Consider the following 21,597-nt stretch of genomic DNA (forward strand, 5'->3'; position numbering starts at 1 on the left):
GTGATCGCCCGGCGCCCTGGCGATGATGGCCTGGTACGTCTGGCGCAGAAAAACTATCGTCGCTAGTTTATGTGTCGGACGAGGTGAGCACGCCGGGAGGAAAGCAGCATGAAGGCACACGACGGGCTGTACATCGACGGCGCCTGGCGACCCGCCGAGAGCCGGGACGTGATCGAGGTCGTGAACCCGGCCGACGAACAGGTCATCGCACGGGTCCCGGCGGGCGGCGCCCTGGACGTCGACACCGCCGTACGCGCGGCGCGCGCCGCGCTGCCCGGCTGGACGGCCACGCCCCCTGCCGAGCGGGCCGCCCGCCTGGCTGCGCTGCGGGACGCGCTCGTGGCACGCAAGGACGAGATCGCCGAGACCGTCACCGCCGAACTCGGCTCCCCGCTCCCGTTCTCGCAGACCGTGCACGCGGGCGTGCCGATCGCCGTCGCGGGCTCCTACGCCGAACTGGCCGCGGCCCACTCCTTCGAGGAGCGGGTCGGCAACTCGACCGTTCTGCACGAGCCGATCGGCGTCGTCGGCGCGATCACCCCCTGGAACTACCCGTTGCACCAGATCGTCGCCAAGGTCGCCCCGGCGCTCGCCGCGGGCTGCACGATCGTCCTCAAGCCCGCCGAGGACACCCCCCTCACCGCCCAGCTCTTCGCCGAGGCCGTGCACGAGGCGGGCGTCCCGGCCGGTGTGTTCAACCTGGTCACCGGGTACGGCCCGGTCGCCGGGCAGGCGCTCGCCGAGCACCCGGGCGTCGACCTGGTCTCCTTCACCGGCTCCACGGCGGTCGGCCGGCAGATCGGCGCGGTGGCGGGGGCGGCCGTGAAGAAGGTCGCCCTCGAACTCGGCGGCAAGTCCGCGAACGTGATCCTGCCGAGCGCCGACCTCGCCAAGGCGGTGAACGTCGGCGTCGCCAACGTGATGTCCAACTCCGGCCAGACATGCAGCGCCTGGACCCGCATGCTGGTCCACACCGACCGGTACGACGAGGCGGTCGAGCTGGCCGTGGCCGCCGCCGCCAAGTACGGCGACCGCATCGGCCCGGTCGTCAGCGCCAAGCAGCAGGCCCGCGTGCGCGGTTACATCGAGAAGGGCATCGCCGAGGGCGCCCGCCTGGTTGCCGGCGGCCCCGAATCACCCCGCGAGCAGGGCTACTTCGTCAGCCCGACGGTCTTCGCCGACGTGACACCCGGCATGACGATCGCGCAGGAGGAGATCTTCGGCCCGGTCCTCAGCATCATCCGCTACGAGGACGAGGACGAGGCCCTGCGCATCGCCAACGACACCGTCTACGGCCTCGCCGGCGCCGTCTGGGCCGGCGAGGAGGCCGAGGCCGTGGCGTTCGCCCGGCGCATGGACACCGGCCAGGTCGACATCAACGGCGGCCGGTTCAACCCCCTTGCCCCCTTCGGCGGTTACAAGCAGTCCGGAGTCGGCCGGGAACTCGGCGCGCACGGACTCGCCGAGTACCTCCAGACCAAGTCCCTCCAGTTCTAAGGAAGTCCGCGAGCCATGGCCGTACGAGCCGCCGTCCTGCCCGCCATCGGCGCCCCGCTGGAAATCACCGGCATCGAGCTGCCCGACCCGGGCCCCGGACAGGTCCGGGTCCGCCTCGCCGCCGCCGGGGTCTGCCACTCCGACCTGTCCCTGTCCAACGGCACCATGCGGGTGCCGGTCCCGGCGGTCCTCGGCCACGAGGGCGCCGGCACCGTCGTGGCCGTGGGGGAGGGGGTCACGGACGTGGCCCCCGGCGCCCCCGTGGTCCTCAACTGGGCGCCTTCCTGCGGGCGTTGCCACGCCTGCGGGCTCGGCGAGGTCTGGCTGTGCGCCAACGCGATGAACGGTGCCGCCGACGTCTACGCCCGCACCACCGACGGAACCGACCTCCACCCCGGCCTGAACGTCGCCGCGTTCGCCGAGGAGACGGTGGTCGCCGCGTCCTGCGTGCTGCCCCTGCCGGACGGGGTGCCGCTCACCGACGCCGCCCTCCTCGGCTGCGCCGTCCTCACCGGCTACGGCGCCGTCCATTACTCGGCGCGGGTCCAACCCGGCGAGACGGTCGCGGTGTTCGGCGTCGGCGGTGTCGGCCTGGCCACCCTCCAGTCGGCGCGTATCGCCGGCGCGTCCCGGATCATCGCGGTCGACGTCTCCCCCGCGAAGGAGGAGCTGGCCCGCGCGGCCGGCGCCACCGACTTCGTGCTCGCCTCCGAGAACACCGCGCGCGAGATCCGCGCCCTCACCGGCAAGCAGGGTGTGGACGTCGCCGTGGAGTGCGTCGGCCGGGCGGTCAGCATCCGCGCCGCCTGGGACTCCACGCGCCGGGGCGGCCGTACGACCGTCGTCGGCATCGGCGGCAAGGACCAGGAGGTCACCTTCAACGCCCTGGAGCTCTTCCACTGGGGCCGCACCCTGTCCGGCTGCGTCTACGGCAACACCGACCCGGCCCGCGACGTTCCGGTGCTCGCCGAGCACGTGCGCGAGGGCCGCCTCGACCTGTCCGCCCTGGTCACCGAACGCATCGGCCTGGAGGGCATCCCGGCCGCCTTCGACAACATGCTCGCGGGCAAGGGCGGCCGGGCGCTGGTGGTGTTCTGACGGCTCAGGACACCTTCTCGGGTCGCGGCTCCCCGGCCGCGACCCGCCGCTCCTGCCCGCCCGCCCGGGACCGGGACACCGCCACGCCCGCGAGACACAGCACCCCGCCCGCGAGGGTGAGCGCCTTCGGCACCTCGCCGAGCGCCAGCCAGGACATCAGCACCACCAGCGCCGGAACGGCGTACGTCGTCGCGCCCAGCCGGCTGGCGGTGGTCCGGGCCAGGGCGTAGGCCCAGGTCGTGAAGGCGAGAGCGGTCGGAAAGATGCCCAGATACACCATGTCGAGGGTCGCCGACGCGGGCGCGTGGGCCGCCTCGCTCACCAACTGCCCGGCGAACGGCAGACAGACGACGGCCCCGACGAGACACCCGAAGGTCGTCACCTGCAGGGCGCCGGCCTCCCCCAGGGCGGGCTTCTGCGCGACGACCCCGGCGGCGTACGTCACCGCCGCGAGCAGACACAGCACCACCCCGAGCACCGAGGACCCGCCCCCGGCCGACATCGACAGCCCCACGGTCACGGCACCGGCGAACGACACGGCCATCCCCGCCAGCAGCCGGGGCGGCATCGGATCCCCGAGCAACCGGGCGCCGAGCAGGGCTATCAGCAGCGGCCCGACGTTCACGACGAGCGCCGCCGTACCGGCGTCCACCTGCTGCTCGCCCCAGTTCAGGACAACCATGTAGACCCCGAACCACAGCACCCCGGACACCCCGATGCCCCGCCACGCGGACCTCGGCGGCCACCCCTCCCGCCGTACGAGGCACATGACCCCCAGCGCCAGGCTCCCCGCGAGCAGCCGCCCGAGCGCCAGCGCGCCGGGCGAATAGACGTCCCCCGCGCTGCGGATCGCCACGAAGGCGGAGGCCCACAGTAGGACGGAGACAACTGCCGCACCGGCGGCGAGGATCGACTGACGTGGGGCGGCGTTCGTCTTGGCGGTCATGCGCCCCAGCATGGGGTACGGACACTTCGGCGGTCGCCGGATTTTCGTGACGGCGGCTACCCGCCCTGCCGTACCTGCTCGTACTGCTGCGCCAGCCCGTCCAGCAGCGCCGTCAGCCCCGTCTCGAAGGCGCGGGCGTCGATCTTCTCCTGCTGCTCGGCCAGCAGGTGCGCCTGCCCGAGGTGGGGGTAGTCGGCGGGGTCGTACGCGCTCGCGTCGTCCACGAAGCCGCCCGCGAAGGAGCTGAGCGCGGAGCCCATGATGAAGTACCGCATCAGCGCGCCGATGGAGGTCGCCTGGGCGGCCGGCCAGCCCGCCTCGACCATCGCGCCGTACACCGCGTCGGCGAGGCGCAGCGCGGCGGGACGGCGGCCGGGACCCCGGGCGAGGACCGGGACGATGTTCGGGTGGTCACGCAGGGCGGCCCGGTAGGAGACGGCCCAGTCGTGCAGCGCGGTCCGCCAGTTCCGGCCGTCCTCGAACATCGACAGGTCGACTTGTGCACTCACCGAGTCGGCGACCGCTTCCAGGATCTCGTCCTTGGTGCGGAAGTGGTTGTACAGCGAGGGCCCGCTCACCCCCAGCTCGGCGGCGAGCCGCCGGGTGGAGACGGCCGCCAGGCCCTCCGTGTCCACGAGTTCCCGTGCCGTCTCGACGATCCGGTCGGTGCTGAGGAGGGGCTTGCGTGGTCGGGCCATGGCGCACATAGTAGGGCTGCACACGCAAACTAGCAGTGCTAATTTAAATGTCCGGCTTTCAAGATCGTCTGGTGTGGGGTGATCACGTGGTGAACCTGGAGCTGAGCGAGGAGCAGGCCGCCGTCCGGCAGCTCGCCCGGGACTTCGTGGAGCGCGAGATCGCCCCGCACGTCGTCGCCTGGGACCGCGCCGAGGAGGTCGACCGCGGCATCGTGAAGAAGCTCGGCGAGGTCGGCTTCCTCGGCCTGACCATCGACGAGGAGTACGGCGGCTCCGGCGGCGACCACCTCGCGTACTGCCTGGTGACCGAGGAGCTGGGCCGCGGGGATTCGTCGGTGCGCGGGATCGTGTCCGTCTCCCTCGGCCTCGTCGCCAAGACCGTCGCCGCCTGGGGCAGCGAGGAACAGAAGCGGCGGTGGCTGCCGGGGCTGACCGCCGGCGCCTACGTCGGCTGCTTCGGGCTCACCGAGCCCGGCACCGGCTCCGACGCGGGCAACCTCACCACCCGCGCGGTGCGCGACGGCGACGACTACGTCATCAACGGCAGCAAGATGTTCATCACGAACGGCACCTGGGCCGACGTCGTCGTACTCTTCGCCCGCTCCACGGACGCCCCCGGTCACAAGGGCGTCTCCGCCTTCCTCGTGCCCACCGCCACCCCCGGCCTCAGCCGCCGCGCCATCCACGGCAAGCTCGGGCTGCGAGGCCAGGCCACCGCCGAACTGGTGCTGGAGGACGTCCGGGTGCCCGCCTCGGCGCTGCTCGGCGAGGAGGGCAAGGGCTTCTCCGTCGCCATGTCCGCGCTCGCCAAGGGGCGGATGTCGGTGGCCGCGGGCTGTGTCGGCCTGGCCCAGGCCGCGCTGGACGCGGCCGTCCGGTACGCCGGGCAGCGGGAGCAGTTCGGCAAGCCCATCGCCCACCACCAGCTGGTGCAGGAGCTGATCAGCGACATCGCCGTCGACGTGGACGCGGCGCGCCTGCTGACCTGGCGGGTCGCCGATCTGATCGACCGCGCGCAGCCGTTCGCCGTCGAGTCGTCCAAGGCCAAGCTGTTCGCCTCCGAGGCCGCCGTCCGCGCCGCCAACAACGCCCTTCAGGTCTTCGGCGGTTACGGCTACATCGACGAGTACCCGGCCGGCAAACTCCTGCGCGACGCCCGCGTGATGACCCTCTACGAGGGCACCAGCCAGATCCAGAAGCTCCTCATCGGGCGTTCCCTGACCGGGGTTTCGGCGTTCTGAGCAGGTGAGTGCGTGAGTACTTGAGTACGTGTCTGAGTATCCCGGCGGATGTGGCGAGGGCCACGTCCGGCGGATGCTCGTCCCATGAGTGACACACCCGTCAAGCAGCAGAACACGGCCGCCTTCTACGGTCAGGCCGTCGCGTCCTTCTCGGTCGCCATGGCCGCCACCGCCGTCGGCATCTACCAGCTGAGCGCCGACGCCTGGGTGCGCGCCTTCCTGGCCATCGCCGTCCTCTACCTCGTCACGTCCGCCTTCACCCTCGCCAAGGTGATCCGCGACCGCCAGGAGGCCGGGCAGATCGCCAGCCGCGTCGACCAGGCGCGGCTGGAGAAGCTCCTCGCCGAGCACGACCCCTTCGAAAAGATCTGAAGGCTCCGACACGTATTGGGTGATCTTTTCGCCTCGCTCCCGGCGGCCACGCTAAGCGCCCGCTCACCTTCGGCGGTATGGTGGTGCTCCTGACCGAGAGGGGCGAGCGAGCGATGAGTACGGCGGAGGAGACGACCGGCGGCGAGGTCGAGCCGTGGGACGAGGTCACCCCTGACGCGGCCCGGCGGCTGCTCGTCGCCGCGGTGGAGGCCTTCGCCGAGCGCGGCTACCACGCGACGACGACCCGTGACATCGCCGGCCGCGCCGGCATGAGCCCGGCGGCGCTCTACATCCACTACAAGACCAAGGAAGAGCTGCTCCACCGGATCAGCCGGATCGGCCACGACAAGGCCCTCGACATCCTGCGCACGGCCGCGCGGCGCGAGGGCAGCGCCACCGAGCGGCTGACCGACGCCGTCAGCTCCTTCGTCCGCTGGCACGCCGGACGGCGCACCACTGCGCGGGTCGTCCAGTACGAGCTGGACGCGCTCGGCCCGGAGGCCCGCGCGGAGATCGTCGCGCTGCGTCGCCAGGTCGACGCCGAGGTGCGCGGGATCATCGAGGACGGCGTGGCCTCGGGCGAATTCGACGTGCTGGACGTGCACGGCACGACGCTCGCCGTGCTGTCGCTGTGCATCGACGTGGCCCGCTGGTTCACCGTGGACGGCCCGCGCACCCCCGAGGAGGTCGGCGCGCTCTACGCCGACCTCGTGCTGCGGATGGTGGGGTCGAGCCAGGCCGCCCCTCAGACGTAGTACCGGACCACCGACTCCGCGACACAGACGGGCTTGTCGCCGCCCTCGCGCTCCACGGTGAAGGTGACGGTCACCTGGACGCCGCCCTTCACCTCCTCGACGCCGGTGATCGTCGCGGTGGAGCGCAGCCGGGAGCCCACGGGGACGGGGGCGGGGAAACGGACTTTGTTCGTCCCGTAGTTGACGCCCATCTTCACGCCCTCGACCTGCATCAGCTGCGGGCCGAAGATCGGCAGCAGGGAGAGGGTGAGGTAGCCGTGCGCGATGGTCGTCCTGAACGGCCCCGCGGCGGCCTTCTCCGGGTCCACGTGGATCCACTGGTGGTCCCCGGTGGCCTCGGCGAACAGATCGATCCGCTTCTGGTCGACCTCCAGCCAGTCCGTGTAGCCCAGTTGCTCGCCCACGGCGGCCTTCAGCTCGTCGGGGGAGGTGAAGGTCCTCGGTTCTGCCATCTTCCCGGCCTCTCGCTCGCGCTCGCATCTCTAAGCGACTGCTTAGCATGCTCGGGTGGGGGGTCGATGTCAACGGCTCTTCGCCCGAACCGGTGGGTAGTCTTGGAGGAGTGCCCCAGCTTCCCGAGAAGATCCACGAGCTGACCGTCGGCCAGTTGTCCGCGCGCAGTGGCGTCGCCGTGTCCGCCCTGCACTTCTATGAGGCCAAGGGCCTGATCCGCAGTCGCCGCACCTCCGGCAACCAGCGTCGCTACAGCCGTGACACCCTGCGCCGGGTGGCCTTCGTCCGGGCGGCTCAGCGGGTCGGGATCCCCTTGGCCACGATTCGCGAGGCCCTCGCCCAGCTCCCCGAGGAGCGCACCCCCACCCGTGAGGACTGGGCCCGTCTCTCCGAGGTGTGGCGCTCGGAACTCGACGAGCGCATCAAGCAGCTCAACCGCCTGCGCAACCACCTGACGGACTGCATCGGCTGCGGGTGCCTGTCCCTGGACACCTGTGTCCTGTCCAACCCGGACGACGTGTTCGGTGAACGGCAGTCCGGGTCGCGGCTCATGGTGGAGGGGTAGGCTCTGTCGTCAAATTCCCGCCTGCCCCGCGACGACAGAGCCTAGGCGCCAGCGCCTCCCTCACCAACTCGGCGTTGGACCGGGCCGGTCGGCCGTCCGGCAGGACCAGGGTGTCCTCCAGGCCGATGCGCGTGGCCAGGCCCAGGCGTCCGGCCAGCCTCAGCACCGGCCAGGTGCCGCCCTCCTCGCCGTGCAGCAGCAGCGGGCGGCCGTGTGCCGTGCCGATGGCGGCCAGCAGGGCGTGGGCCGAGGCCTCGGCGGTCGCCGGGTCCGGGTCGCTCACCTGCGCCAGCACCCGCAGCATCCTCGGTGCCAGCGGTGAGCGCGCGAACCGCTCCGCCCCGTCGGTGCCGGATCTGAGGCCCGCCTCGACGCCGATGCCCAGGCGGAGCAGCTCCTCGGCCAGCTTCTCGGCGCCCGGCTCATGCCAGTTGACCGAGGCGAAGTCGGGCAGCACGGACCAGCCGCGCACTCTGGCGAGCCGTGCGTCCGGGTCGGGCTCGGCCCAGGCGCCGGTGGTCACCCCGACCGGCACGCGCACCCGCGCCCGTAGCGCGTCGAGCGTCGGTGCGAGCACCCGCGGGGACATACTGTCGTGTCCGCAGGGCGTCTTGGGGTGGACATGGATCTCCGTGGCCCCGGCCGCGACGGCCTCCGCCGCCGACCCGGCCATGTGCTGCGGGGACAACGGCACCCGCGCGCCGTCGGCGGCCGTGCGGCGGCCGTTGAGACATACCTGCACCATGACTCGATGGTGCCGGACAGCACTGACAAGGACACCGCTGACAAGGGGTGCCTCCCCCGGCGCACCCCCGGTTCCATCCGCTGGTCAGGCGGACATCAGCAGCCGTTCATGCCTGGCGTAGGCCAGGGCTTGGGGTGTGAGCACGGGACGGGGAACCAGGATTCCGCAGTCCGTGCAGACCGGACCGGACGAAGGCTCGTGGTCCAGGCCGTACTTCCAGGTGAGGCGCTCGCCGCCGCACACCGGGCAGCACGCGCCCGGTACCCGCCGCAGGGCGGCGATCAGCCGGCGCAGCACCTCAGCCAGGGGTTCGTCGGGATGCACCCGCGGATCGTCGCACCAGGCGACCCCGAACCCGCCCCAGGTCAGCCGGTGCCAGTCGTCCACGCTGCCCGGCCGCCGCAGCCCGTCGTGCTTCTCTCGCCTGCGGCGCTCGGTGAACTCGGTCTCGTAGGCGAGCCAGACGGTACGCGCCTCCTCCAGCTCCTCGAGCGCGGCCACCAGCCGCACGGGGTTGGGGGAGCGGTCCTCGGGGTCGAAACCCGCCCGGGAGCACAGATGGTCCCAGGTCGCCCGATGCCCGTAAGGGGCGAACTTCTCAAGGCACTTGCGCAGGGAGTACCGCCGCAGCGCCAGATCACAGTCCGGGTCGCGTACCTGTCTCGCCAGACTCCGGAAACCGGCCATCGCCTTGCACCTCCGTTACACCTGCACCTGTACTTCGGTCACTTCGGCGTCATTGCACGGACTTCGCACGACGTCGGCGAATAGACGTATCGACAGGCGATTCGGCTCCATCTGTTCTTCCTCTTCTTTCGTCGACTCCAAAAACATGACGCATGTTCATCTTCAAACTCGGGGATACCGGCGGTAACGTCTGCGCACCCCACGTCGGTAGGAGCTGCCATGCCACGGCGAACCCCACGCATCGCCCTTGACGGACTGAGAACGTCTCGCAGATTCCCCGGGTTCCTGAAAACCGCGTCCGTATGTGTCCTCGTCGCCGGTCTGCTCTCCCCGCTCGGCCAGGCGGCGGCCTCCGCCGCCACCGCAACGGCCTCCAACGACTACTGCGGCGGCCAGTGTTCGGACATCCTGCCGCCCGGCGAGAACGGCAACGCGACCCTCGCCCAGATCCTGCTGAACCAGATGTTCGGCACCCAGCCCTCGCACGCCGAGGACCAGCTCGGCCCGTACGCCAACCTGGCCACGGGCTACAAGGGCCTCACCGACTCGACGGTCAACACCTTCTTCAACGACGCCTCGTTCGGTGTCCCCTCCGACCAGGTCGCCTCCACCGAGAAGCCGGCCGGCCGCAGCGACGTGACGATCGTCCGCGACAAGAAGGCCGGTGTGCCGCACATCACAGGCACCACCCGGTACGGCACCGAGTTCGGCGCCGGATACGCGGCGGCCGAGGACCGGCTGTGGCTGATGGACGTCTTCCGGCACGTGGGCCGCGGCCAGCTGACCTCCTTCGCGGGCGGCGCGGCGGCCAACCAGGGCCTTGAGCAGGAGTTCTACCGGAACGCGCCGTACACCGAGGCCGACCTCCAGGCGCAGATCGACAATGCCGTCGCGAACAACGGCGCCCGCGGCCAGCAGGCCCTCGCGGACGTCAACGCCTACCTCGCCGGCATCAACTCCTACATCGACGCCTCCGACAGCGGCCGTTACTTCCCCGGCGAGTACGACCTGACCGGCCACAAGGACCCGATCACCAACGCCGGCACCATCGCCCACTTCAAGGTCACCGACCTGGTGGCGCTGGCCTCCGTCATCGGCTCCCTTTTCGGCTCCGGAGGCGGCGGCGAGGTCAGCAACGCCATGTCCCTGCTCGCCGCCCAGTCCAAGTACGGCGTCGAGGAGGGCACCAAGGTCTGGGAGTCCTTCCGCGAGCGCAACGACCCCGAGGCCGTCCTCACCCTGCACAACGGCGAGAGCTTCCCGTACGGCGCCAAGCCCGCCACCGCACAGGGCCAGGCCCTGCCCGACGCCGGCTCGGTGACCCAGGAACCGCTCGTCTACGACCGCACCGGCAGCGCAGCCACCGCGAGCGCCAAGAAGACCTCCACCACGGCGGCCAAGGCGACCCTCGGCTCCGCCCGGCGCGGCATGTCCAACGCCCTCGTGGTCAGCGGCAAGTACACCGCCGGCGGCCACCCCATCGCCGTCTTCGGCCCCCAGACCGGTTACTTCGCCCCGCAACTCCTCCTGCTCCAGGAGATCCAGGGCCCGGGCATCAGCGCCCGCGGCGCCTCCTTCGCGGGCCTGAGCATGTACGTCGAACTCGGCCGCGGCCAGGACTACTCCTGGAGTGCGACCACCTCCGGCCAGGACATCATCGACACCTACGCCGTCGAGCTGTGCCAGGACGACTACCACTACCTGTACCACGGCACCTGCACGGCCATGGACCAGGTCGAGCAGAAGAACTCCTGGTCACCGACCACGGCCGACGGCACGCCCGCGGGGTCGTACACGATGCGCGTATGGCGCACGAAGTACGGGCCGGTGGAGTACCGCGCGACCGTCGGCGGCAAGAAGGTCGCCTACACCACCCTGCGCTCCTCCTACCTGCACGAGGCCGACTCCATCATCGGCTTTCAGATGCTGAACGACCCCGACTACGTCAAGGGCCCGAAGGACTTCCAGAGCGCGGCCCAGCACATCAACTACACCTTCAACTGGTTCTACGCCGACTCCCAGCACACCGCGTACTACAACAGCGGTGACAACCCGGTCCGGGCGAGCGGCGTCGACGCCGAGTTCCCGGTCTGGGCGCAGCCCGCGTACGAGTGGCGGAACTGGAACCCGGCCACCAACACCGCCGACTACACCTCTCCCGCCAGCCACCCCAACTCCATCGACCAGGACTACTACATCTCCTGGAACAACAAGCAGGCCAGGGACTACACGACCGCATCCTGGGGCGACGGCTCCGTGCACCGCGGGAACCTGCTGGAGGACCGGGTGAAGAAGCTGGTCGCGGCCGGCGGCGTGACCCGGGCCAAGCTGGTGCAGGCCATGGCGGACGCGGCCCTCGCCGACCTGCGCGCCGAGGACGTGCTGCCGAAGCTGCTGAAGGTGATCAACTCCTCGCCCGTGACCGACACCAGCGCGGCCGACGCCGTGAACAAGCTCCAGGCGTGGCTGACCGCGGGCGCCAAGCGCACGGAGACCTCCGCGGGTTCGAAGGCGTACGCCAACGCCGACGCGATCCGCATCCTGGACGCCTGGTGGCCGCTGCTGGTGAAGGCCGAGTTCGAACCCGGCCTGGGCAGCGACCTGTACAGCGCGTTCACCGGCAACCTGCCCGTGGACGAGTCCCCGTCCGCCGGCCACGGCCCCACCGGCTCGCACGCCGGAAGCGCCTTCCAGTACGGCTGGTGGAGCTATGTCGACAAGGACATCCGGGCCGTGCTCGGTGAGAACGTCCAGGGCGGCCTGGCCCACGAGTACTGCGGCGACGGCAGCCTCAGCGCCTGCCGGGACACGCTGATCAGCACCCTGAAGCAGGCCGCCGGCCTGACCGCCGCCCAGGTCTACCCGGGCGACGACCAGTGCTCGGCGGGCGACCAGTGGTGCGCCGACTCCATCGCCCAGCGCGTCCTGGGCGGCATCAAGCACGGCAGGATCAGCTGGCAGAACCGGCCGACCTTCCAGCAGGTCGTGGAGTACACCTCACACCGGTGACGTACCAGCCGGTGCCGGTGCCGGCGGCGGGTCAGGCGATACGGCCCGCCGCCAGCACCACCCGCGCCAGCTCCGGGTGCACGATGTCGCTGTGCGCCCCGCTCGGCGGGCCGCCGCGCCGGACGACCGCGGCGGCGTCGACGTTCACACAGCCGGACGCGGGCAGCCCGCCGTTCAGGGCCGCGGCGAGGTCGATGCCGGTGGTGCCCGGCACCGCCTGCACCCCGTCGTGGCCCATGGCGCCCCACCGGGCGCCCAGCACCTCGCCGACGAGCTCCCCGGCGAGGGACCGGTCGTCGTCCGCCAGCCGCGAGGCCAGCGGGTAGAAGGTGCCGAGCGCCTGGTCGAAGTGCGAGTGACAGCACACCAGCGGTCCGTCGATCCGCCGCTGCCAGTCCTTGAGGGCACCGGCCGTGTCCGCGTCCTGCGGCAGCCGCTGCGCGAACGCGTAGTGCGAGAAGGCCCCTTGGAGCAGCGTGACGGACTTCACCGTGCGCACCCCGTCGGGCAGCCCGCGCAGCGCGAACGACACCAGCCGCCCGCCGAAGCTGTGCCCGACCAGATGCACCCGGACCCCGGGCGCCGCAGCGGCCAACCGTCCGATGAACGCCCCGAGTCCGCGCTCGCCCACGGTCCCCGCGCGCCGCTTCATCGCGTAGTACGTCGCCTGCCGCAGCACCTCCTTGGCCCCCTCCCAGGGGTTCGGCAGGCTGAACTCGGCCGTCGCGCCCGCGGATTCGAGACCGGTGAGGGCCTGCGCGAACGTCTCGCACACAGCCGCCGCGTCCCCGCGGAGCACGGCCGGCTCGCCCTCCTCGGCGGGCCCCGCCGTGTCCGCCGCGCCCATCACGCGCGGGCCGTCCGCCGCGGGCTCGACCAGCTGCCGCACCAGCCGCCCGAACTCGTCCAACGCGGCGTCCCCACGCGGCTGTTCGACCAGCAGCCGGGCCACCTGGTCGAGTACGCCGGCCCGGCCCGGGAAGGCCGCCGCCAGCGCCTGCCGGGTGTCCGCGTCCAGCGCCGGGCCCGGCACCGCCTGAGCGGCCACCGTGGACCTGGGGAAGTTCGGGATCGGCTCGTCGCAGAACCGCATCGACGGCCAGATCACGCCCGCGTACCCGATCCGCGCATTCGGCGCGAGCGCGGGGATCGGCGCGAAGAAGGCGCGGTACAGCGCGGTCGCGTCCGAACGGTCGTTGTTCCAGCCGTGCGCGAAGACGATCAGGTCACGGACACCGCGGCCCGTGACCTGCGCCAGCAGCTGGTCGCGTTCGGGGCCGTCGACGTCCCCGTCCGCATCGAAGGTCAGCTCCCAGTAGGGAGTCACGCTCATTCCCGGATCCGCCATGCCAGGCTCCCTCGACCCCGCAAACGGTGCGTTGTGGGCGCATCGTCCCGCGGCGGGGCGAGGTTGGCCATACAGTACGGCTCAGCTGTACAGGAGATATTCCTTTCGAACCCTCCGGAACGCGGCCAGTTCCTCCTGCCAGGCGCCGACCACCTCGTCCGTGCCCGCTCCCGCGTCGATCATCGTGCGTACCCCGGCGGAACCGGTGAGCTTGTCGATCCAGTTGTCCGAGCGCCAGGCGAACCCGCTCCACACCCTCTTCGCGGTCACGAGCAGCGCGATCCCGGTGCGTACGGGGTCGTAGGCGGCCCGGTCGTGCACATGGATCTGTACGCCCCCGACCGTCCTGCCCTGGAACTTGGAGAAGGCCGGAGCGAAGTACGCCTCTCTGAACCGCACGCCCGGCAGCCCGAGTTCGCCGACGGCGGCGGCCCAGCGTCCGTCGATGCCCTCGGCGCCGAGTAGTTCGAAGGGCCTGGTCGTGCCCCGCCCCTCCGACAGGTTGGTGCCCTCGAAGAGGCAGGTGCCGGAGTACACCAACGCCGTGTCGGGGGTGGGCATGTTGGGACTCGGCGGCACCCAGGGCAGCCCGGAGGCGTCGTAGAAGTGATCGCGCTTCCAGCCCGTCATCAGTACGGTCTCCAGCTGCACGGGCGTGCCCAGGAACTCCCCGTTGAACAGCCGGGCCAGCTCGGCCACCGTCATGCCGTGCGCCTGCGCGATCGGCTGCCGGCCGACGAAGGTCGCGAACTCCTTGTGCAGGACCGGCCCTTGGGCGGAGCGGCCGGTCACCGGGTTCGGCCGGTCGAGCACGACGAACCGCCTGCCCGCGAGCCGGGCCGCCTCCATGCAGTCGTACAGGGTCCAGATGTACGTGTAGAAGCGGGCGCCCACGTCCTGGATGTCGAAGACGACCGTGTCGACGCCGGAGGCGGTGAACACGTCGGCGAGAGCGCTGCCGCTCTTCAAGTACGTGTCGTAGACGGGCAGTCCGGTCGCCGGGTCGTCGTAACGGCCCTCGGAACCGCCGGCCTGGGCGGTGCCGCGGAAGCCGTGCTCGGGGCCGAACACCGCCGTGAGCTTGACGTGGGGGTCGGCGTGCATCACGTCGACGATGTGGTGGACGTCGCGGGTGATGCCGGTGGGGTTGGTGACGATTCCGACCTTTTGGCCGTCGAGGAGGGAGTAGCCGTCGGCCGAGAGGCGCTCGAAGCCGGTGTGCAGTCGCTCGCGTGGTTCGGCCGTGGCGCGTGTTGCCGGCAGGGCCGTCATCGTTGCCGAGGCGAGAAGGCTCCGTCGGGACAGGTGCATGGGGGGACCTCCGTGTGTGGGAACGTGCGGGCCGTATGTGGTTGGTCCTGCCCGCGCGGCGGAGCCGCATATCGACACAGCCCCGCGCCCCGGGGTGTCAACCCTTCCCCAGCGACATACCGACTGGTTAGTCTGGGCCGCCACAGTCGTCGCGCGTCGAGCGTCGCGCGAGCTCGTGTCGTAAGGAGACCGATGGTGGAAGCCGTGCAGGACGCGGGAGTGGTCGTCACCGGAGCCGGTGGGGGGATCGGGGCCGCGCTGGCGCGACGGTTCGCCGAGGAAGGGGCCCGGGTCGTCGTGAACGACCTGGACGGGGACAGGGCGAAGGCGGTCGCCGAGGAGATCGGCGGGATCGCCGTGCCCGGGGACGCCTCCGCTGTCGTCGGCGCCGCCCGCGACGCGCTCGGCGGCACCGTGGACGTCTACTGCGCCAACGCCGGCGTCGCCTTCGAGGACCAGGGCCCCGGTGAGCCCCTCGACGAGAAGTCCTGGGCGCTGTCCTGGGACGTCAACGTCATGGCGCACGTGCGCGCGGCCCACGCCCTGCTGCCGGACTGGCTGGAGCGCGGCCGGGGCCGGTTCGTGTCCACCGTGTCGGCCGCCGGACTCCTCACCATGATCGGCGCCCCCTCCTACAGCGTCACCAAGCACGGCGCGCTGGCCTTCGCCGAGTGGCTGTCGCTGACGTACCGCCACCGGGGCGTCAGCGTCCACGCGATCTGCCCGCAGGGCGTGCGCACCGACATGCTGGCCGCCACCGGCACCGTCGGCGACCTGGTCCTGCGGCCCACCGCGATCGAGCCGGAGGACGTCGCCGAGGCCCTGTTCCGGGGCATGGCGGAGGACCGCTTCCTGATCCTGCCGCACCCCGAGGTCGCCGAGTACTACCAGGCGCGGGCCGGCACTCCCGACCGCTGGCTGGCGAACATGAACCACATCCAGCAGAAGTGGGAGGCAGCCCGGTGAGCCCGTCCGGGCCCCGGGGCGGACCCGGATGAACTCGCGGTGTACTGCAGGGAGAGACTGGCCGCATACACGTACCCGCGTCAGGCGGAGATCCTGCCCGACCCGCCCATGACGGCGAGTGGGAAGATCCTCCGACGGGAACTGCGTTCCCGCGCGCACGACGATCGGCCGACCTCGTAGACCACGCTCGGCAGAAACTCACGGAAAGGCAGGTGGCGGCAGTGCCCAGGATGACGGACGGAGACGGGACGCCTGTTCCGCAGCGGCTGCTGGCCGCCGCCACCCGCCTCTTCGCCGAGTGGGGCTACGACCGCACCTCGGTGCAGGAGATCGTGGAGGCGGCCGGCGTCACCAAGGGGGCGCTGTACCACTACTTCGGCTCCAAGGACGACCTGCTGCACGAGGTGTACGCGCGCGTGCTGCGCCTCCAGCAGGAGCGGCTGGACATGTTCGCGAACGCCGACGCGCCCGTGGAGAAGAGGCTCAGGGACGCGGCGGCGGACGTCGTCGTCACGACGATCGAGAACCTCGACGACACGATGATCTTCTTCTACTCGATGCACCACCTGAGCCCGGAGAAGAGCAAGCAGGTGCGCGCCGAGCGCCGGCGCTACCACGAACGCTTCCGCGCGCTCGTCGAGGAGGGCCAGCGCGAGGGCGTCTTCTCCACCGCGACCCCCGCCGACCTGGTGGTGGACTACCACTTCGGATCCGTCCACCACCTGTCGACCTGGTACCGCCCCGACGGCCCGCTCAGCCCGCAGGAGGTCGCCGACCACCTGGCCGACCTGCTCATGCGGGCCCTGCGCCCGTAGCGGACGTCAGAGGTACTTCTTCAGCTCCCGCCGCGCCAGCGACCGCTGGTGCACCTCGTCCGGGCCGTCGGCGAGCCGCAGGGTGCGCGCCGCCGCGTACAGCTCGGCCAGCGGGAAGTCCTGGCTCACGCCGCCCGCGCCGTACAGCTGGATCGCCTGGTCGAGGATGGCGGTGACCGCCCGGGGCGTGGCGATCTTGATGGCCTGGATCTCGGTGTGGGCGCCCTTGTTGCCGACGGTGTCCATCAGCCAGGCCGTCTTCAGCACCAGCAGCCGCAGCTGCTCCACCGTCACCCGGGCGTCGGCGATCCACTCCTGGACCACGCCCTGCTGGGCCAGCGCCTTGCCGAAGGCGTTACGGGACACCGCGCGCCGGCACATCAGCTCGATGGCCCGCTCGGCCATGCCGATCAGCCGCATGCAGTGGTGGATGCGGCCGGGGCCGAGCCGGGCCTGCGCGATGGCGAAGCCGCCGCCCTCCTCGCCGATCAGGTTAGACATCGGCACGCGCACCTGGTCGAAGATCACCTCGGCGTGGCCGCCGTGCGAGTGGTCCTCGTAGCCGAAGACCTGCATCGCGCGCTTCACGGTGACGCCCGGGGTGTCGCGCGGGACCAGGACCATGGACTGCTGGCGGCGGATGTCCGCACCGTCCGGGTCCGTCTTGCCCATCACGATGAAGATCTTGCAGTCCGGGTTCATCGCCCCGGAGATGTACCACTTGCGGCCGGTGATGACGTACTCGTCCGTGCCGTCGGAGGCTCGCTCGATCCGCGTGGTGATGTTGGTGGCGTCCGAGGAGGCGACCTCCGGCTCGGTCATCGCGAACGCCGAGCGGATCTCACCGGCCAGCAGCGGCTCCAGCCACTGCTTCTTCTGCTGCTCGCTGCCGAACTGCGCCAGCACCTCCATGTTCCCGGTGTCGGGCGCCGCGCAGTTCGTCGCGGTGGGCGCCAGGTGCGGGGAGCGGCCGGTGATCTCGGCGAGCGGTGCGTACTGGAGGTTCGTCAGCCCGGCGCCGTACTCGGCGTCCGGCAGGAACAGGTTCCACAGGCCCTGCCTGCGGGCCTCGGCCTTCAGCTCCTCGACCACGGCCGGGGTGTCCCAGGGGGAGGCGAGCGCGGCCCGCTGCTCCTCCGCCACGGCCTCGGCCGGGTAGACGTGCTCGTCCATGAAGGCGAGGAGCTTGGCGCGCAGTTCCTCGGTGCGCGCGTCGAACGCGAAGTGCATGTCCGTCAGCCTTCCTGCAGCGTGGTCAGTCCGTGGTCGATGAAGACGGGCACCAGCTCGCCGATCCGGTCGAAGCCGCCTCCGACCGTCTTGCCCTGCGTGTAGCGGTAGTGGATGCCCTCCAGGATCACCGCGAGCTTGAACCAGGCGAACGCGGTGTACCAGGAGACGGCCGAGACGTCGCGCCCCGAGCGCGCGGCGTACCGCTCGACCAGCTCCCGCGGGGAGGGGTGCCCCGGGGCCTCGGCGGTGGTGGAGACGGGCGAGTCGAGCAGGCCCAGCGGGGCGGAGTACATCACCAGCAGGCCCAGGTCGGTGAGCGGGTCGCCTAGCGTCGACATCTCCCAGTCGAGGATGGCCTTGATCTGGTCGTCCGCGCCGATCAGGACGTTGTCGAGGCGGTAGTCGCCGTGGACGACGGCCGGGGCCGGGGAGGTGGGCAGGGCGCGGCCGAGGGCCGCGTGCAGCTCGTCGATGCCGGCCAGCTCGCGGTTGCGGGAGGCGTCCAGCTGCTTGCCCCAGCGGCGCAGCTGGCGGTCGAGGAAGCCCTCGGGCCGGCCGAAGTCCGCGAGGCCCACCTCGGCGGGGTCCACCGCGTGCAGCTCGACCAGCGTGTCCACCAGGGACAGCACCGCGTTCCGGGTGCGCTCCTCGCCCAGCGGGGCGAGCTGCTGGGCCGTGCGGTACGGGGTGCCCTCGACGAACTCCATGACGTAGAACGGCGCCCCGAGCACCTCCTCGTCCTCGCACAGCAGCACCGGACGCGGGACGGGCACCTGCGTGGGGTGCAGCGCGCTGATCACCCGGTGCTCGCGCTTCATGTCGTGTGCGGTGGCCAGGACATGTCCGAGCGGCGGGCGCCGTACGACCCACCGGGACGTGCCGTCGGAGAGCATGTAGGTGAGGTTCGACCGTCCGCCCTCGATCAGCCGTCCGGTCAGCGGGCCGTTCACCAGGCCGGGCCGCTCACGGTCGAGCAGGGCGCGCAGCCGGTCGAGATCGAGCCCGGGCGGGTGGTCGGCGCTCATACATCACTCCTACGGACGGGTGTACACGACCCGACTCATGATGCCGACCGGTCGGTATGCCGTCCAGTGGGCGAGGCGAACAGGACGGCAAACGTGACCGGGGCCACGATAGGCCGACGGCGTACATGACGGCCGTACTCCGGGGCACACCGGTTGCGTGACATGCGCCGACCCCGGAGGGTCGAGACCATGAGGGCCATCAGCTACAGCCACTACGGCGGACCCGAGGTGCTGGACTACGGCGAGGTGCGCGACCCGAAGGTCGGCCCCGACCAGGTGCTGGTCAAGGTGCGCGCGGCGGGCGTCAACCCGGTCGACTGGAAGTGCCGCGAGGGCTATCTCGACCCCTTCCTCGACGCCGTCTTCCCGGTGATCCCCGGCTGGGACGTCAGCGGTGTGGTGGTGCAGCCGGGCGCCGCCGTCACGGAGTTCGCCGTCGGCGACGAGGTCATCGGCTACGTCCGCGAGGACTTCCTGTCCCGGGGCACCTTCGCCGAGTACGTCGCCGCGCCCCTGCGCACTCTCGCCCGCAAGCCGCGCAACCTCTCCTTCGAGGAGGCCGCCGGACTGCCGCTGGCCGGGCTCACCGCCTACCAGGTGCTCGTCAAGGCGCTGGAGCTCCGACGCGGCGAGACCGTGCTGGTGCACGCGGCGGCCGGCGGGGTCGGCTCCCTGGCCGTCCAGATCGCCGCCCACCTCGGCGCCCGGGTCATCGGCACGGCGAGCGAGCGCAACCACGACTTCGTACGGCAGCTCGGCGGCGAGCCGGTGACCTACGGCGACGGCCTGGCCGACCGCGTGCGCGGCCTCGCGCCCGGCGGCGTGGACGCGGTCTTCGACTCGGTCGGCGGCGAGACGCTGAGGGTCTCGGCCGAGCTGCTCGCCCCCGAGGGCCGGATGGCTTCGATCGCCGACCCGGACGTGGTGGGCCACGGCGGTCGCTACTGCTTCGTCCGCCCCGACGCCGAGGACCTGCGGCACCTGTCCGAGCTGGCGGAACAGGGAGTCGTGTCCGTGCACGTCCAGGAGACCTTCCCGCTGGACCGGACGGCGGACGCGCACCGCGTGAGCCAGGAGGGCCGGACCCGCGGCAAGATCGTCGTGACGGTCGAGTGGGAGGACTGAGCGCACGAGTACGGCCCGCACCATGAGCTAGATCACGAGTACGGCGGCGCAGACCCCCGTCGCCACCGTGCACAGCACCGCCGCCGTCGCGTACCGGGGCGACAGCACGGGCGGCCGGGGGTGTGCGGCGAGGGCGTGGATCCGGCGGTGGGCCACCCACAGGAAGCCCAGCCAGAGCACGGAGATCAGCGCGCACATCACGACGCCGAGGGGCGTCGCACCGCCGTGCAGCGCGGTCTTCCCGGCGAGTACGGCGGCTACGGAGGCGGACAGGGTCGTACGACGCCAGGCCAGCCGGGTGCGCTCGGGCTGCAGCCCGGGGTCCCGGCCGCCCGCCGGGGCTACCCCGCCCATCCGGCCAGCACCACGACGACCATCGCGAGGGCGACCACGGCGACAACCAGGCTCAGCATCGCGGGGAAGCGGGAGGCGGGCAGATCCTCGCCGCGCCGCATGGCCTGCTCGCAGCGCACCCAGTGGTTCACCGCGCGCAGGGAGCACAGCACCCCGGCGCCGAGCAGTGCGAGGGCCAGCCCGGCCCGCCAGGCCCAGCGCAGGTGCGGCAGGAACTGGTCCACCGCGAACCCGCCGCCGATCAGCGCGAGCGCGGTGCGCAGCCAGGCCAGGAACGTGCGCTCGTTGGCCAGGGAGAAGCGGTAGTCGGGCGTACCGCCCTCCGCCCGCACCTGCTCCGGTGCGAACCACAGCCGCAGGTTCCGTACGAATCCCATCACGCCTCAGGACCCTACCGGCGGGTCAGCGGGCCGCCCGGAACGCCCGCAGCCGCTCGTACGCCGCGAGCCCGTCCGGCACCCACTCCCAGTCGCCGAGCCGCCGCTCGACCTCCTCCTCGGGCAGGAAGCCGTACCACTGGACCTCCTCCGCCTGCGGGCGCACCGGCAGCTCGCAGCGCACCTCGTACACCGCCGACCACCAGCTCTGCCCGTCCCCGTTGTCGTACAGGAACGTGAAGAGGTGCTCCGGCCGGGCCAGCCCCTGTACGCCCAGCTCCTCCTCGGCCTCCCGCAGCGCCGCCTCGTCGTAGGACTCGCCGGCGCCCACGACCCCGCCGACGAACATGTCGTACAGCGAGGGGAACACCAGCTTGGTCGCCGTGCGCCGATGCACGAAGAGCCGCCCGTCCGCGTCCCGCGCCTGCACGAAGACACACCGGTGCCGCAGCCCCCTGGCATACACCTCACCACGCGGCGCCTGCCCGACGACCCGGTCCTGCTCGTCGACGACGTCGAGAATCTCCTCAGCGGGGTCCATACACCCATCCAACCAGGACCGGCCCGAGCGATCAGCCGGGCCGGCTCAGTGTGGCTGGGGCCCCGGGCGGCCAGAGGTCCGCGTGGGCTGAGCTCGGCGGCACCGGACCTTCGCCAGATGAGGCTCAGGCGGCCGACGGCCCCGCGTGGCCTCGGCGAGGCCGGGCCTCGCGCGGGCTCAGGTGGTGGGGCCCCCGGGTCGGCCCGAGCGGGACCGGCGGGGATCGCCAGGTCGGGCTCGGCGGGCAGAAGCCGCAGCGGGCCCAGCGTGGCCTGTGCCTGGATCGACCTCGGCGGGGCTGGCGGGTGTCGCTGGGTCGGGCTGGGTTGGGCGGAGGCTGTGGCGGGTTCGGCGTGGGCTGTGCTCTGGGTCGGCCTCGGCGGGGCTGGCGGGTGTTGTCGGGGGGGCTTGGTTGGGCGGAGGCTGTGGCGGGTTC

General features: G+C 71.6%; 22 protein-coding genes. 10 read left to right on the forward strand and 12 right to left on the reverse strand.

Annotated features, from left to right (window positions below; all coding sequences use genetic code 11):
- Nucleotides 1–108 precede the first annotated feature (108 nt).
- Nucleotides 109–1,497, forward strand: coding sequence for an aldehyde dehydrogenase family protein (locus ACWD3E_RS21070; protein ID WP_451389068.1), 1,389 nt, complete (start codon nucleotides 109–111; stop codon nucleotides 1,495–1,497).
- A 15-nt stretch (nucleotides 1,498–1,512) separates the two neighbouring features.
- Nucleotides 1,513–2,595, forward strand: coding sequence for a Zn-dependent alcohol dehydrogenase (locus ACWD3E_RS21075; RefSeq protein ID WP_451389069.1), 1,083 nt, complete (start codon nucleotides 1,513–1,515; stop codon nucleotides 2,593–2,595).
- A 4-nt stretch (nucleotides 2,596–2,599) separates the two neighbouring features.
- Here the strand turns inward: ACWD3E_RS21075 and ACWD3E_RS21080 are convergent, their stop codons facing one another.
- Together ACWD3E_RS21080 and ACWD3E_RS21085 are read right to left on the reverse strand one after the other, a co-directional pair.
- Nucleotides 2,600–3,541 (reverse strand): DMT family transporter, encoded by a 942-nt coding sequence (locus ACWD3E_RS21080; RefSeq protein WP_451389070.1) that lies wholly within the window; start codon nucleotides 3,539–3,541, stop codon nucleotides 2,600–2,602.
- Nucleotides 3,542–3,597: 56 nt separating this feature from the next.
- Nucleotides 3,598–4,239: a TetR/AcrR family transcriptional regulator gene (locus ACWD3E_RS21085; protein ID WP_451389071.1), complete on the reverse strand. Its 642-nt coding sequence runs from the start codon at nucleotides 4,237–4,239 to the stop codon at nucleotides 3,598–3,600.
- Between the two features lie 89 nt (nucleotides 4,240–4,328).
- Between ACWD3E_RS21085 and ACWD3E_RS21090 the strand changes: the two genes are divergently transcribed.
- The 3 genes from ACWD3E_RS21090 (at nucleotide 4,329) to ACWD3E_RS21100 (ending at nucleotide 6,607) form a co-directional block, all read left to right on the forward strand.
- Nucleotides 4,329–5,480 (forward strand): acyl-CoA dehydrogenase family protein, encoded by a 1,152-nt coding sequence (locus tag ACWD3E_RS21090; RefSeq protein WP_451389366.1) that lies wholly within the window; start codon nucleotides 4,329–4,331, stop codon nucleotides 5,478–5,480.
- A gap of 84 nt (nucleotides 5,481–5,564) precedes the next feature.
- The gene (locus ACWD3E_RS21095) at nucleotides 5,565–5,852 is read left to right on the forward strand and encodes a YiaA/YiaB family inner membrane protein (protein ID WP_451389072.1); all 288 of its coding nucleotides are present in this window, start codon (nucleotides 5,565–5,567) and stop codon (nucleotides 5,850–5,852) included.
- Between the two features lie 113 nt (nucleotides 5,853–5,965).
- On the forward strand, nucleotides 5,966–6,607 hold the full coding sequence (locus tag ACWD3E_RS21100) for a TetR/AcrR family transcriptional regulator (RefSeq protein WP_451389367.1): 642 nt from the start codon (nucleotides 5,966–5,968) through the stop codon (nucleotides 6,605–6,607).
- On the opposite strand, the gene ACWD3E_RS21105 is transcribed toward ACWD3E_RS21100, so the two are convergent.
- Nucleotides 6,598–7,059, reverse strand: a complete 462-nt coding sequence (locus ACWD3E_RS21105; RefSeq protein ID WP_451389073.1) for a MaoC family dehydratase — start codon at nucleotides 7,057–7,059, stop codon at nucleotides 6,598–6,600. The two genes, ACWD3E_RS21100 and ACWD3E_RS21105, sit on opposite strands and share 10 nt — an antisense overlap.
- 110 nt (nucleotides 7,060–7,169) lie before the next feature.
- Here ACWD3E_RS21105 and soxR point away from each other — a divergent pair, with 110 nt between their 5' ends.
- Nucleotides 7,170–7,625, forward strand: coding sequence for a redox-sensitive transcriptional activator SoxR (gene soxR / locus ACWD3E_RS21110; RefSeq protein ID WP_451389074.1), 456 nt, complete (start codon nucleotides 7,170–7,172; stop codon nucleotides 7,623–7,625).
- Here soxR and ACWD3E_RS21115 read toward each other — a convergent pair.
- Both ACWD3E_RS21115 and ACWD3E_RS21120 read right to left on the reverse strand, forming a co-directional pair.
- Nucleotides 7,609–8,370 carry a 3-keto-5-aminohexanoate cleavage protein gene (locus ACWD3E_RS21115; RefSeq protein ID WP_451389075.1) on the reverse strand — a complete coding sequence of 254 codons (762 nt, stop codon included), beginning with the start codon at nucleotides 8,368–8,370 and terminating at the stop codon, nucleotides 7,609–7,611. The two genes, soxR and ACWD3E_RS21115, sit on opposite strands and share 17 nt — an antisense overlap.
- 84 nt (nucleotides 8,371–8,454) lie before the next feature.
- Complete coding sequence (locus tag ACWD3E_RS21120) at nucleotides 8,455–9,057, reverse strand: hypothetical protein (RefSeq protein ID WP_451389076.1); 603 nt, start codon at nucleotides 9,055–9,057, stop codon at nucleotides 8,455–8,457.
- 219 nt (nucleotides 9,058–9,276) lie between these two features.
- Between ACWD3E_RS21120 and ACWD3E_RS21125 the strand changes: the two genes are divergently transcribed.
- The gene (locus ACWD3E_RS21125) at nucleotides 9,277–12,066 is read left to right on the forward strand and encodes a penicillin acylase family protein (protein WP_451389077.1); all 2,790 of its coding nucleotides are present in this window, start codon (nucleotides 9,277–9,279) and stop codon (nucleotides 12,064–12,066) included.
- A 31-nt stretch (nucleotides 12,067–12,097) separates the two neighbouring features.
- Here ACWD3E_RS21125 and ACWD3E_RS21130 read toward each other — a convergent pair whose 3' ends face one another.
- Together ACWD3E_RS21130 and ACWD3E_RS21135 are read right to left on the reverse strand one after the other, a co-directional pair.
- Nucleotides 12,098–13,414 carry a serine-threonine protein kinase gene (locus tag ACWD3E_RS21130; RefSeq protein ID WP_451389078.1) on the reverse strand — a complete coding sequence of 439 codons (1,317 nt, stop codon included), beginning with the start codon at nucleotides 13,412–13,414 and terminating at the stop codon, nucleotides 12,098–12,100.
- An 81-nt stretch (nucleotides 13,415–13,495) separates the two neighbouring features.
- Nucleotides 13,496–14,725, reverse strand: coding sequence for an exo-beta-N-acetylmuramidase NamZ family protein (locus tag ACWD3E_RS21135; protein ID WP_451389079.1), 1,230 nt, complete (start codon nucleotides 14,723–14,725; stop codon nucleotides 13,496–13,498).
- A gap of 192 nt (nucleotides 14,726–14,917) precedes the next feature.
- On the opposite strand from ACWD3E_RS21135, the gene ACWD3E_RS21140 reads away from it, so the two are divergent.
- Nucleotides 14,918–15,691 (forward strand): SDR family oxidoreductase, encoded by a 774-nt coding sequence (locus ACWD3E_RS21140; protein WP_451389080.1) that lies wholly within the window; start codon nucleotides 14,918–14,920, stop codon nucleotides 15,689–15,691.
- Between the two features lie 221 nt (nucleotides 15,692–15,912).
- Nucleotides 15,913–16,506 (forward strand): TetR/AcrR family transcriptional regulator, encoded by a 594-nt coding sequence (locus ACWD3E_RS21145; RefSeq protein ID WP_451389081.1) that lies wholly within the window; start codon nucleotides 15,913–15,915, stop codon nucleotides 16,504–16,506.
- Nucleotides 16,507–16,512: 6 nt separating this feature from the next.
- Here ACWD3E_RS21145 and ACWD3E_RS21150 read toward each other — a convergent pair whose 3' ends face one another.
- Nucleotides 16,513–17,736, reverse strand: a complete 1,224-nt coding sequence (locus ACWD3E_RS21150) for an acyl-CoA dehydrogenase family protein (RefSeq protein ID WP_451389082.1) — start codon at nucleotides 17,734–17,736, stop codon at nucleotides 16,513–16,515.
- Between the two features lie 5 nt (nucleotides 17,737–17,741).
- Nucleotides 17,742–18,764, reverse strand: a complete 1,023-nt coding sequence (locus tag ACWD3E_RS21155; protein ID WP_451389083.1) for a phosphotransferase family protein — start codon at nucleotides 18,762–18,764, stop codon at nucleotides 17,742–17,744.
- 189 nt (nucleotides 18,765–18,953) lie between these two features.
- Here ACWD3E_RS21155 and ACWD3E_RS21160 point away from each other — a divergent pair, with 189 nt between their 5' ends.
- Nucleotides 18,954–19,889 carry an NADP-dependent oxidoreductase gene (locus ACWD3E_RS21160; RefSeq protein WP_451389084.1) on the forward strand — a complete coding sequence of 312 codons (936 nt, stop codon included), beginning with the start codon at nucleotides 18,954–18,956 and terminating at the stop codon, nucleotides 19,887–19,889.
- A gap of 27 nt (nucleotides 19,890–19,916) precedes the next feature.
- Here ACWD3E_RS21160 and ACWD3E_RS21165 read toward each other — a convergent pair whose 3' ends face one another.
- From ACWD3E_RS21165 to ACWD3E_RS21175, 3 genes are read right to left on the reverse strand one after another with little or no spacing between them, the layout of a single operon-like run.
- Complete coding sequence (locus ACWD3E_RS21165) at nucleotides 19,917–20,243, reverse strand: DUF202 domain-containing protein (protein ID WP_451389085.1); 327 nt, start codon at nucleotides 20,241–20,243, stop codon at nucleotides 19,917–19,919.
- Nucleotides 20,231–20,623 carry a YidH family protein gene (locus ACWD3E_RS21170; RefSeq protein ID WP_451389086.1) on the reverse strand — a complete coding sequence of 131 codons (393 nt, stop codon included), beginning with the start codon at nucleotides 20,621–20,623 and terminating at the stop codon, nucleotides 20,231–20,233. The genes ACWD3E_RS21165 and ACWD3E_RS21170 overlap by 13 nt, the downstream gene beginning before the upstream one ends.
- A gap of 22 nt (nucleotides 20,624–20,645) precedes the next feature.
- Nucleotides 20,646–21,161: an NUDIX domain-containing protein gene (locus tag ACWD3E_RS21175; RefSeq protein ID WP_451389087.1), complete on the reverse strand. Its 516-nt coding sequence runs from the start codon at nucleotides 21,159–21,161 to the stop codon at nucleotides 20,646–20,648.
- Nucleotides 21,162–21,597 lie beyond the last annotated feature (436 nt).

This window comes from Streptomyces sp. NPDC002676, from assembly GCF_053592455.1.

Excerpts from the sequence above, each read along its gene's own strand:
- ACWD3E_RS21070 (WP_451389068.1), top strand. The coding sequence starts at position 109 with ATGAAGGCACACGACGGGCTGTACATCGACGGCGCCTGGCGACCCGCC.
- ACWD3E_RS21075 (WP_451389069.1), top strand. The coding sequence starts at position 1,513 with ATGGCCGTACGAGCCGCCGTCCTGCCCGCCATCGGCGCCCCGCTGGAA.
- ACWD3E_RS21080 (WP_451389070.1), bottom strand. The coding sequence starts at position 3,541 with ATGACCGCCAAGACGAACGCCGCCCCACGTCAGTCGATCCTCGCCGCC.
- ACWD3E_RS21085 (WP_451389071.1), bottom strand. The coding sequence starts at position 4,239 with ATGGCCCGACCACGCAAGCCCCTCCTCAGCACCGACCGGATCGTCGAG.
- ACWD3E_RS21095 (WP_451389072.1), top strand. The coding sequence starts at position 5,565 with ATGAGTGACACACCCGTCAAGCAGCAGAACACGGCCGCCTTCTACGGT.
- ACWD3E_RS21100 (WP_451389367.1), top strand. The coding sequence starts at position 5,966 with ATGAGTACGGCGGAGGAGACGACCGGCGGCGAGGTCGAGCCGTGGGAC.
- ACWD3E_RS21105 (WP_451389073.1), bottom strand. The coding sequence starts at position 7,059 with ATGGCAGAACCGAGGACCTTCACCTCCCCCGACGAGCTGAAGGCCGCC.
- ACWD3E_RS21115 (WP_451389075.1), bottom strand. The coding sequence starts at position 8,370 with ATGGTGCAGGTATGTCTCAACGGCCGCCGCACGGCCGCCGACGGCGCG.
- ACWD3E_RS21120 (WP_451389076.1), bottom strand. The coding sequence starts at position 9,057 with ATGGCCGGTTTCCGGAGTCTGGCGAGACAGGTACGCGACCCGGACTGT.
- ACWD3E_RS21125 (WP_451389077.1), top strand. The coding sequence starts at position 9,277 with ATGCCACGGCGAACCCCACGCATCGCCCTTGACGGACTGAGAACGTCT.
- ACWD3E_RS21130 (WP_451389078.1), bottom strand. The coding sequence starts at position 13,414 with ATGGCGGATCCGGGAATGAGCGTGACTCCCTACTGGGAGCTGACCTTC.
- ACWD3E_RS21135 (WP_451389079.1), bottom strand. The coding sequence starts at position 14,725 with ATGCACCTGTCCCGACGGAGCCTTCTCGCCTCGGCAACGATGACGGCC.
- ACWD3E_RS21140 (WP_451389080.1), top strand. The coding sequence starts at position 14,918 with ATGGTGGAAGCCGTGCAGGACGCGGGAGTGGTCGTCACCGGAGCCGGT.
- ACWD3E_RS21150 (WP_451389082.1), bottom strand. The coding sequence starts at position 17,736 with ATGCACTTCGCGTTCGACGCGCGCACCGAGGAACTGCGCGCCAAGCTC.
- ACWD3E_RS21155 (WP_451389083.1), bottom strand. The coding sequence starts at position 18,764 with ATGAGCGCCGACCACCCGCCCGGGCTCGATCTCGACCGGCTGCGCGCC.
- ACWD3E_RS21160 (WP_451389084.1), top strand. The coding sequence starts at position 18,954 with ATGAGGGCCATCAGCTACAGCCACTACGGCGGACCCGAGGTGCTGGAC.
- ACWD3E_RS21165 (WP_451389085.1), bottom strand. The coding sequence starts at position 20,243 with ATGGGCGGGGTAGCCCCGGCGGGCGGCCGGGACCCCGGGCTGCAGCCC.
- ACWD3E_RS21175 (WP_451389087.1), bottom strand. The coding sequence starts at position 21,161 with ATGGACCCCGCTGAGGAGATTCTCGACGTCGTCGACGAGCAGGACCGG.